9 protein-coding genes are annotated in these 10,951 nt (G+C 43.2%); 7 read left to right on the top strand and 2 right to left on the bottom strand.

The genetic code is table 11. From position 1 onward, the window contains the following. Positions 1-177: 177 nt before the first annotated feature. Positions 178-780 (top strand): ABC transporter permease, encoded by a 603-nt coding sequence (locus OCV99_RS17735; protein ID WP_262576014.1) that lies wholly within the window; start codon positions 178-180, stop codon positions 778-780. Positions 781-987: 207 nt separating this feature from the next. Here the strand turns inward: OCV99_RS17735 and OCV99_RS17730 are convergent, their stop codons facing one another. Continuing rightward, positions 988-1,557: a helix-turn-helix domain-containing protein gene (locus OCV99_RS17730; protein WP_158372327.1), complete on the bottom strand. Its 570-nt coding sequence runs from the start codon at positions 1,555-1,557 to the stop codon at positions 988-990. A gap of 563 nt (positions 1,558-2,120) precedes the next feature. Between OCV99_RS17730 and OCV99_RS17725 the strand changes: the two genes are divergently transcribed. From OCV99_RS17725 to OCV99_RS17705, 5 genes are all read left to right on the top strand, one after another. After that, positions 2,121-2,315, top strand: a complete 195-nt coding sequence (locus OCV99_RS17725) for a hypothetical protein (RefSeq protein ID WP_026649299.1) — start codon at positions 2,121-2,123, stop codon at positions 2,313-2,315. Between the two features lie 231 nt (positions 2,316-2,546). Beyond that, positions 2,547-3,770, top strand: a complete 1,224-nt coding sequence (locus OCV99_RS17720; RefSeq protein WP_158372325.1) for a site-specific integrase — start codon at positions 2,547-2,549, stop codon at positions 3,768-3,770. A gap of 308 nt (positions 3,771-4,078) precedes the next feature. Then, entirely contained in the window at positions 4,079-6,661 is a 2,583-nt protein-coding gene (gene clpB, locus OCV99_RS17715) for an ATP-dependent chaperone ClpB (RefSeq protein ID WP_158372323.1), read from the top strand. Beyond that, positions 6,658-7,860 carry a Y-family DNA polymerase gene (locus tag OCV99_RS17710; RefSeq protein WP_227192882.1) on the top strand — a complete coding sequence of 401 codons (1,203 nt, stop codon included), beginning with the start codon at positions 6,658-6,660 and terminating at the stop codon, positions 7,858-7,860. The genes clpB and OCV99_RS17710 overlap by 4 nt, the downstream gene beginning before the upstream one ends. 138 nt (positions 7,861-7,998) lie before the next feature. Beyond that, complete coding sequence (locus OCV99_RS17705) at positions 7,999-8,862, top strand: YitT family protein (RefSeq protein ID WP_158372319.1); 864 nt, start codon at positions 7,999-8,001, stop codon at positions 8,860-8,862. A gap of 142 nt (positions 8,863-9,004) precedes the next feature. Here the strand turns inward: OCV99_RS17705 and pepT are convergent, their stop codons facing one another. Next, complete coding sequence (gene pepT, locus OCV99_RS17700; RefSeq protein WP_158372317.1) at positions 9,005-10,225, bottom strand: peptidase T; 1,221 nt, start codon at positions 10,223-10,225, stop codon at positions 9,005-9,007. Positions 10,226-10,435: 210 nt separating this feature from the next. Here pepT and OCV99_RS17695 point away from each other — a divergent pair, with 210 nt between their 5' ends. Next, positions 10,436-10,885 carry a leucine-rich repeat domain-containing protein gene (locus tag OCV99_RS17695; RefSeq protein ID WP_262576013.1) on the top strand — a complete coding sequence of 150 codons (450 nt, stop codon included), beginning with the start codon at positions 10,436-10,438 and terminating at the stop codon, positions 10,883-10,885. Positions 10,886-10,951: the final 66 nt, after the last annotated feature.

Genomic DNA, 10,951 nt, shown 5'->3' with positions numbered 1-10,951 from the left:
TCAATGCTCTTTTTATTGCAGATTTCCCTAAAAATCAAGGTTTTTATTAGATTTTAGTACAAAAAAACAGGTAGTTTTTGACACTACCTCTTTAATCTTCAAGGGAAACAATATGAAATTGCCGTTGAAGCTGTGTCGTATAACACACAGTACAGCGGAAGAGATATAGGTGCTTCGTTGATTGTAAGTCAAGACTATTTAAATAGCCTGATTTCTAAGCCGACAACATTAGATATGTATATTTACTATAATCAAAAATATGACGAAGTGTTAGAAAAAAAGATTACATCTCTTGTAGAGGATAGTCCATATAATAATGACCTGCACACTGAATCTCAATTTGAAAGTATGAGAACAATTCAAGAATCGCAGGGAGAAATGATGGAAATAGGCGTAATAATCGCTTTATTGCTTCTGCTGGTTGGAGTCTTAAATTATACAAATACAATCGCAAGCAGTATTCAGAATCGAAAATTAACATTTTCTGTTATGGAAAGTATTGGAATGTCCAAAAAACATATAAATAAACTGTTGATTCGAGAGGGGGTTTTATATGCACTTTTCTCTGTATTTATTACATTGACGATTGGTTCAGTTATCACCTATATTTGCTTTGAATCCATGAATTATATGGAGATTCCATTTAATGTACCAGTGATTCCTTTAATCAGTGCTATTATCCTTGTCATGCTGATATGTATGATAACACCTCTTCTATCCTATAAAAAACTTGCAGGAAATCGCTCTATCGTAGAACGATTAAGAGATTATGAATATTAAAGTAATGGATCCGGATACTACACCAAGGTATAAAAAGTATATTCCATATTGGGCATAATTTAAGTTTCGCTAAGTTTCACTTATATAGGTGTCTGAGAAAAATTTAATAGGAAAGACATGAAAAAAGCACTGAAAACCGTTTGATTATTGGTTTTACAGTGCTTTTTCTTTTGCCAAAGAGGAAAAATGCAGTGAATTTAAGTTTTGTTAAGTTTCACTGAGTTCTGATTTTACAGAGTGCCATTGTTTCTTAGGTTCATATTTTCCACAACCATCGCAAGTCTGTGGCCAGTTGATTTTCCATTCAAAATATTCATCTCTGGTAATCTCACCGGATTTCAGTTCATCCATCCGAACCACCCATTCTTTCAAAAAATCATTCAGAACTCCATAGTCAAACCACATACAGACAGGAGCATGGGCAGGCCAGCTATCATTGTCATGGTAGTAAACGGAAGTGTCGGCTACTTCATTGCATTTTTCACCGGGAAATCTCCGAGGGAGAAACAGATGCAGGGAAGATGGGTTAAATTCATCCAGCCAGAAAAGCAGTTCCATCATTTCGGAAGCGTCACGTCCAGCGGTATCATAGAGGGTATAAGGATTAACATCAAGAGCCTGTGCCATTTTATCGACCAGATCTTTTTTTGGAACACGAACTCCTTTTTCATATTGTACAATTCTATGTTGATCGGTCAGTCCGATCTTCTCTGACAGTTCTTTTTGTGTCATTTTCCGAAATGTTCGGATTTTTTTTAGTTTCAGATTAAAATTCATAAAGTCACCTCTGCATTAGTCCTGACAAACATCCATTGAAGATAGTAAAATTAAAAAATGAATAACTATTTGTCCATATTATAACACAAACTAGCAGAAAATCAATAAAAAAGAGTACAAAAAAGAACCTAAAACGCATGAAGTGCTATTGACATTAGCAGTAACGGGGGATATAATGGCATTAAATCAAATAGGTACAAAAATGTACACCTACAAAACTTTTGATTATTGAACCTTGAAAATTGAATGAGCTGTATGGGTGCTTTTCGGGCTTAAAGGTAACACAGGATTCCACCGCTGTATCAGAGAGTAGTATGTGGAAACCGAAGATACTTCGGCAACGGCTGGTATGCTTGAGAAGAAGCTGCCAGTATTCAGAAAGATTTCTGATAGAGGTCAATTGTAACGTTGACACCGCCATATACAAATGGAAGCCAACACGCCGAACAGAATGGAAAATCATCGTAAGAAGTCCAAACAAAAAGTATATGTACTGACAACGGGCATAACCGCTGTCTGGGAGGTGATGCAGAAGAATACGGAGGAAAGGAGGTATGTGCATCATGAGAAAAACAACAGAGTATAAGGCTGAGAACCGTCTGACGGTAGATATTGAAGGATTAATGGCAATGTTATCCTGCGGAGAAGTAACTGCAAAGAAAATTGCAGATTATGCAGAAGCAAGAGTGATTATTGGAAGACGTGTTCTTTATAACGTGGATAAGATAAAAAAATATCTTGATGCAATGGCAGTGTAATGAAAGATGAGAAGATAAAATACAACAACTTTCCTTCGGAATGAAAAGTAAAAAAGGGAAAATATTCCTGTAAAACAGGCAAATAAAAATTAGCATTTGGCAGGAATTTACCCTTGGAAATCATAAAATATTATGTTAATCTGTGAACAGATATCAGACAGTAAATGACTGATACCGACAGGACAAAAATCATTCCGAATAACGAAAAATGAAGTGAAAGGAATGATTGATATGGCAAGAAAAGATAATAAAGGCAGAAATTTAAAAACAGGTGAATACCAGCGCCCGGATGGACGTTATGAGTATCGCTACAAGGATGAAATTACCGGAAAGCGTAATTCGGTTTATGCAGCTGATCTGGCGAGTCTGCGAGAAATGGAAAAGAAGATCAATAAGGATATGGATGATCTGCTTATTACAGATGCATCAGTCAAGAAGCTGACCGTAAATACGTTGTTTGAGCGATACATGGCAACAAAGAATATCAAGGAAAGAACGAAAAAGAATTATATCCGTATGTGGGACTACCGGATACGAAATACTTTGGGAAACATTCGTGTTGTGGATTTTAAGACATCTCACGTAAGGACGTTCTTTTCCTCATTGTCAGATGAAGGACTGGCACACAGCACGATCAAAGGTCTTTATGGTTTATTGAATCCCAGTTTTGAACTGGCAGTGGAAGACGGGATTATCCGCAAGAATCCGGTAACTGGAACACTTGGAGATTATGGGGCTCCGGCAAAGGAGAAAGAAGCACTGACACTGGAACAGCAGGAAAAACTTCTGAAGTTTGTTGAACAGAGTAATGTGTATAAGCCTCATCTTCCAATGATGCAGGTTATGTTTGGGGCTTGCCTGAGAGTGAGTGAAACCATCGGCTTAACCTGGTCAGATGTGGATATGAAGAACCGGGAGATCCATGTAGGTGGACAGCTTGTGTATTATGAAGGTGATGAAGGATATTGTTTCCATGATTCAGAAACCAAAACGGATGCAGGAATCAGAGATATTCCTATGACACAGATGGTATATGACGCGTTCCGTAAACAGAGAGAGCTGAACCTGATGCTTGGTTTACAGAGTAATGTGGAGATCGGTGGACGTAGTGGATTCATCTTCAATACAAAGCATGGACGTCCGATCATGCCGGCGGGAGTGAACAGCTTTCTGAAAAATATTGTCAATGCCTATAATAAGAAAGAAACCAAACTGGCAGAAGAAGAGAAGCGAGAGCCGGAGCTGATGCCTCCTATTTCATCGCATACCCTTCGTCATACGGGATGTACCAGATTGGGTGAAAACAACGTCAATCCAAAGGTCATGCAATATGTGATGGGACATTCAGATGCACAGATTACAATGAATGTCTACAATCATATTGCAGAGAAGTCTCACGTGGAAAACGAGATGTCTAAAATGAATCTGCCGGAAACCATACCTGCTGTGGTATAAACCAGAAGTCGTTGTCGTAAAATGTGGTAAGAAAATCAGACGAATATATTTTTTCAAGAATTTGTCGTAAAAATGTGGTCAAATCAAGAAAATCGAGTGCGAAAGCAAGTGAAAAATCCCTGTGAAGCCCGTAAAATCAAGGCTTCACAAAATCTTCACAAAATAATTAGCACTCACCTCTTGACATTGCTAACAATAAGTGTTATATTCCAAATAGAACAGAAAACAAAGCTTTCTATGGGTAGTGTAAAGTAGCCTATGAAAAAATGGAACTGAAAAAAATAGTTCCATTGAGAGGAGGTATCTCTATGAATATAAATAAATTTACGCAGAAATCAATCCAGGCAGTTCAGGATTGTGAAAAGATTGCAATGGAATATGGAAACCAGGAGATTGAGCAGGAGCATCTTTTCTATGCGCTTCTGACTCAGGAGGACGGCCTGATTCCGAAGATGATAGAGAAGATGGGGCTTGATAAGAACCTTGTGACGGATCAGGTGGAGCAGGCAATCAGAAAGCGCCCGAAGGTACAGGGCGGACAGCCTTTTGTCGGTCAGTATCTGAATCAGGCGCTGGTTCACGCAGAGGATGAGGCAAAGCAGATGGGCGACGAGTATGTCTCTGTGGAGCATCTTTTCCTGGCTCTGCTTCGTTACCAGAGCAAAGAGATGAAGGAGATTTTCCGGGAAATGGGTATCAGCAGGGAAGGTTTCTTGCAGGCGCTTTCTACGGTAAGGGGCAACCAGAGGGTAACCAGTGATAATCCGGAGGCGACCTATGATACATTGAATAAATATGGCTGCGACCTTGTGGAGCGGGCGAGAGAACAGAAGATGGATCCGGTAATCGGACGAGATGCGGAAATCCGTAATGTAATCCGTATCCTGTCCCGTAAGACGAAGAATAATCCGGTTCTGATCGGAGAACCGGGCGTTGGTAAAACTGCTGTTGCGGAAGGACTGGCGCAGCGTATTGTGAAAGGCGATGTCCCGGAAGCCTTAAAGGACAAGAGCGTTTTTTCTCTGGATATGGGTGCGCTGGTGGCAGGAGCTAAGTACCGGGGAGAATTTGAGGAACGTCTGAAGGCGGTTCTGGAGGAAGTGAAGAACAGTGACGGCAGTATCATCCTTTTCATTGACGAGCTGCATACGATTGTAGGAGCAGGGAAAACGGATGGAGCCATGGATGCAGGAAATATGCTGAAGCCCATGCTGGCAAGAGGCGAGCTGCATTGTATTGGTGCAACGACCCTGGACGAATACCGTCAGTATATTGAGAAGGATGCCGCATTGGAACGGCGTTTCCAGCCTGTGATGGTGGATGAACCGTCTGTGGAGGATGCAATTTCCATTCTCCGTGGGTTAAAAGAAAGGTATGAAGTTTTTCACGGAGTTAAGATTACAGACAGTGCGCTGGTTGCGGCGGCAACCCTTTCAAATCGCTACATTTCTGACCGGTTCCTGCCGGATAAGGCAATTGACCTGGTAGATGAGGCATGTGCCCTGATTAAGACGGAGCTGGATTCTATGCCTACAGAGCTGGATGAGCTGAACCGCCGTATTATGCAGCTGGAGATTGAGGAGACGGCGCTTAAGAAGGAGGAGGATCGGCTGAGTAAGGAAAGGCTGGAGCATCTGCAGCAGGAACTTGCAGAGCTGCGGGATGAATTTGCAGGCAGGAAAGCTCAGTGGGATAATGAAAAGGTAGGGGTAGAACGAGTACAGAAGCTGCGGGAAGAAATCGAGCAGGTAGGTAAGGAAATTCAGATGGCCCAGCAGGCGTATGATCTGAATAAAGCTGCTGAACTGCAGTATGGCAAGCTTCCGGAGCTGCAAAAACAGCTTGCAGAGTTGGAGGCAGAGGTGAAGGACGAAGACCGTTCTCTGGTACACGAAAGTGTGACAGAGGATGAAATCGCCAGAATTGTATCCAGATGGACCGGAATCCCGGTAGCAAAGTTAAATGAAAGCGAGAGAAGCAAAACCCTCCATCTGGGGGATGAACTTCATAAGCGTGTGATCGGACAGGACGAGGGAGTAGAGCTTGTAACGGAGGCGATTATCCGTTCCAAGGCAGGAATTAAGGATCCCACGAAGCCCATAGGCTCTTTCCTGTTTCTGGGACCGACAGGTGTCGGCAAGACTGAGCTTGCGAAGGCACTTGCAGAGAGTCTGTTTGATGACGAAAGCAATATGGTTCGTATTGATATGAGTGAATATATGGAGAAATATTCCGTGTCCCGTCTGATTGGAGCGCCTCCGGGATATGTAGGGTATGACGAAGGCGGCCAGCTTACGGAAGCGGTCAGAAGGAAACCTTATTCAGTGGTTCTTTTTGACGAGGTGGAGAAAGCCCATCCGGATGTATTTAACGTGCTTCTTCAGGTTCTGGATGACGGGCGGATTACGGATTCTCAGGGGCGTACCGTAGACTTTAAAAATACAATCCTGATTATGACGTCCAACATCGGTTCGTCTTATCTGCTGGAAGGAATTGATGAACAGGGAAATATAAGCGAGGCGAGTCAGGAAGCGGTTATGAATGAGCTTCGGGCGCATTTCCGTCCAGAATTCTTGAACCGTCTGGATGAGACGATTATGTTTAAACCATTGACGAAAGGGAATATTTATGACATCATTGACTTGTTAGTAGCAGATGTCAATAAGCGCCTGGCGGACAAAGAAATCCAGATTGAGCTTACCGAAGCGGCAAAGGAGAATATCGTAGAAGGCGGGTATGACCCTATGTATGGAGCAAGGCCGTTGAAACGCTACCTGCAGAAGCATGTAGAGACGCTTGCAGCAAGATTAATGCTGCAGGGAGATGTGGGAACAGGACAGACGATTGTGATTGACGCTGTGGATGGGAAGTTGACGGCAAGGAGCAGATAATGTCCATTATATTTCATATCGATGTGAATTCAGCATATTTAAGCTGGACGGCAGTAGAAGAATTAAAGAATGGCGGGGAGAGAGATTTGCGGATGATTCCGGCGATTATCGGCGGAAACCAGGAGTCACGGCACGGCGTTGTGCTGGCGAAGTCCCTGCCGGCGAAAAAATATGGCATTCGGACCGGCGAACCGGTGGCGAATGCCTTTCGCAAGTGTCCGAATCTGGTAATGGAGCCGCCCAACCATAAGATGTACAGTGAGTACAGCCATCGTTTAATGGAATTTCTCCGTACGTATACGCCAGACATAGAGCAGGTGAGTGTGGATGAGTGCTACATGGATTTTACAGGGATTGCTCACAGGTTCTATTCCCCGGTGGAGGGAGCACTGGAGATTAAGAACCGGATTTATGAGAAGTTCGGCTTTACAGTCAATATAGGGATTTCTGTAAATAAGCTGCTGGCAAAGATGGCTTCTGATTTTGAGAAGCCGAACAGGGTGCATACATTGTTCCCGGAGGAAATCCAGTTGAAAATGTGGCCGCTTCCGGTGTCAGAGCTTTATATGGCGGGACGTTCCAGTGTGGAGCAGCTTAAGAAACTGGAAATTCACACAATCGGCGATCTGGCACAGATGAATCCGGAAATTTTGGAACTGCATTTGAAAAGTCATGGGCGCATGCTTTGGGAATCCGCCAATGGAAGAGGGGATGACTCCGTAGTTTCCGTGAGAGTGGACGCCAAAGGGATTGGCAATTCCGTTACACTTCCTAAAGATGTTGTGACAAGGGAAGAGGCGAAGGAAGTGCTGCTGCATCTTGCAGAGAGCGTGGGAGCGCGGCTGCGGGAAGCCGGGCAGAAGGCGGGGATGCTGAGTGTGGAAATAAGGTATCATACTTTTGAAAATAGTTCCCATCAACGCCAGCTTTTCAGAGCAACCAGCAATGACAGTGAGATTTATCATATAGCAGTGGAATTGTTTGATGAATTGTGGGATAAAAGACCTGTCAGACTGCTGGGAATCCGAAGCTCTAAGCTGCAGAAGGAAGATGAGCCGGAACAGCTTAGTATCTTTGATATTCAGCGGGAACAGAAAGATGCCGCGCGGACGGAAAAGCAAAAAAGACTGGACAAGGCGCTGGATGAGATTCGGAAAAAATATGGAGAAGATGCGGTGAAAAGAGGAAGATTTTTATAAAAATCTCCATCAGGAGGCTGTTGACAAAAGAAAAATCCATGAATATAATAATAAAAAGAAGAGCAGCTGCGAATTATATTTTATAGTTTGCAGCTTCTTTTTTTTGAATAATAAACTTGTTGTGGAGAGGTGATGTTAATGAAACGAGAAAATTGGAAGGAACTTGGGGTAGATATACTGGTTGACATTGCTGCCAGTATTTTGATTGCGGTTGGCGTGTATAATTTTGCTCTGCACGCTAATTTCCCGGTAGCAGGATTTTCCGGAATTGCGATTATCTGCTACCATTTATTTAAAATCCCGGTAGGTATCGGAACCATTTTGTTAAATATTCCGGTTGCTATATTCTGCTATAAATTTCTGGGGAAAAACTTTTTCTTAAAATCGGTAAAATCTATGATAATATCTTCTGCTTTTATCGATTATGTGGCGCCGTTGTTTCCTGTCTATGAGGGAGACCGGTTCCTGGCCGCACTTTGTATGGGGGTATTGTGTGGCGTGGGATATGCTATGATTTTTATGCGGGGCTCATCTACCGGAGGCCAGGATTTCATCAGTGTATCGCTGAAGAAGATTTACCCGCATCTGTCTCTTGGCATTATTACGTTTGGGCTGGACATTGTGACAATTATCCTGGGAAGCGTGCTGGTCTTCCGGGATATTGACGGATTGATTTACGGTATCATAGTTACGTATCTGATGGCGTTTGTAATGGATCGCATTATGTATGGAATCGATGAGGGCAAGATGACTTTCATCATTACAGAACATGGTAAAGAAGTGGCGGATCAGATTGACGAGTATTCCGGACGGGGGTCTACGATTCTGCAGGGACGGGGAAGCTACTCTGGCCAGGAAAAGGATGTAGTAATGTGTGCTTGCAATAATAAGCAGATGTATACGATTAAAAAAATGGTAAGGCAGATTGATCCGAAAGCATTTACTATTATTATGGAATCTAATGAGGTTGTGGGAGAAGGATTTAAGGAAAGTGTGGAATAAGCTTGAAATGGACTCGTATAATACTTCAAATTAAAACTTAGAGGAAAATTCCCCTAAGTTTTAATTTGAATGTCAGTGGTTAAAAATCGGTATTAACCGACAGTTCCCTTTTATGCAAGTGGCACCGGGTATGGTGTCCATCTTACATTTCTGCATATATCTTTACTAATTCTACAATCATGTCGACACTTTTGTCCATTCCCTCTACAGTAATATGCTCGTATGGTCCATGGTAGGCATGTCCGCCCGTTCCAAGGTTCGGGCAAGGAAGTCCCTTAAAGCTTAGCTGGCAGCCGTCTGTACCGCCGCGGATCGGGATAACCTGCGGTTCGATACCCGCCGCTTCGGCAGCCTTTTTGGCATTGTCGATTAAGTGCATACAACCGTCGATGATTTCAGCCATGTTTTTATATTGCTCTGTGATAGTCAGAGTAACGGTTCCTTCGCCCCATTTGGCGTTCAGGTTTTTTTCAATTAGTCGCAGCGTATTCTTCCTTGCTTCAAAAAAGTTCTTGTCATGGTCTCTGACGATGTAATTGAGCTGTGCTTTTGCGCAGTCGCCGGACATGTCGGTCAGATGGAAGAATCCTTCATAATCTTCCGTCCCCCGGGGTGTCTCCATACCCGGAAGAAGAGAGTTGATTTCCATAGCCACTAAGCAGGCGTTAATCATAGTATCCTTGGAAGAACCCGGATGGACGCTGAATCCCTGAATATCAAAACGTGCTTTGCACGCATTGAAGTTTTCGTACTGAATCTCTCCTTCTGTGTCGCCGTCCAGTGTGTAACCGTACTTGGCACCAAACTGCTCTACGTTAAAGCCGGAGGCTCCCGTTCCGATTTCCTCATCGGGAGTAAAAGCAACGCTGATAGGCCCGTGTGGAATATTTTCTGTCTGCAGACGTTCAATCAGAGTAAGAATCTCGGCAATTCCTGCCTTGTCGTCAGCTCCAAGGATGGTGGTGCCGTCACTGGTAATCAGCGTGCGCCCTGCAAGTCCCGGTAAATGCTTAAAAATGTCGGTGGATAAGGTAAGTCCGCTGTCCCCAAGCGGCAGATCCCTGCCGTCGTAATTCTCCGTAATAACCGGAACGATTTCATGGTCACAGTAGTCAGATACCGTATCCATGTGAGCGATGAAACCGATAGAGGTCTTGTCCTCGCACCCCGGTGTTGCAGGTAACTTTCCATACAGATAACAATGCTCGTCCAGGCAGATGTCAGTAAGCCCCAGCTCCTGCATTTCTTTTTCCAATAATCTTGCAAGATCAAACTGACACTGAGAGGACGGATGCTCTTCTTCGCCGTCACAGCTTGGCGTGCGTACAACCACGTATTTTAGTAATCTTTCATAAGCTTTCATGTTAGAATGCTCCTTTCATAATAATGCGCCATATAACGATATTATAACAACTTTTCTAACGTAAATAAATAGAATTCACAATAAAATTAGAGTGTAAAAAAAGGAAAAAAATGTTAATATATATGTAAGAAACAAGTGTACTGCTACTTATGACGGCATTGCGGCAGTTATTGTGAAATGCCGCCATATAAAACAGAGGAGGGACAAAGGATGAAGAGAAGATTGTTAGGAGTAGTACTAAGTATGTGTATGTTGGCGTGTGCGGTTCCGGTATACGCAAATGCCGAAGAACCTGCTGCGGAAGCAGCGGCAGAGACGCCGGATGCAGAGGTGGTCGAACAGCAGGAAGTGGAAGGCGACTGGAAGTATTTTATCAGGAATGACGGAACGGTAATGATTGCGGATTACAATGGGGATGCGACTGAGCTTGTCATACCGGATACAATTGCGGGATGCCCGGTAACAAGTATACGTGGAGATGCGTTTAGTGGACACCACTTGAGCCACATTGAAATACCGGAAAGTGTAACGAATATAGAGGAAGGAGCATTTAGAGGAGAAAGCCTTGTAGATATAGAAGTATCAGCCCAGAATACAATGTATACAGTTTATGAAGGGTGTTTATATGATAAGCAGTATGATTTTGTCAAGATTAGTTGACACATTTTCCTCAAGGATTTTGTACCCTATGCTGCTTCTTTCAGGGAATCATAGTATTGCTGTCGT

It is taken from the genome of Dorea acetigenes (genome assembly GCF_025567385.1).
GTDB lineage: Bacteria > Bacillota > Clostridia > Lachnospirales > Lachnospiraceae > Claveliimonas > Claveliimonas acetigenes.
Note: the sequence above shows the minus strand (reverse complement) of the source record. Positions and strands in the feature narration are given on the sequence as shown.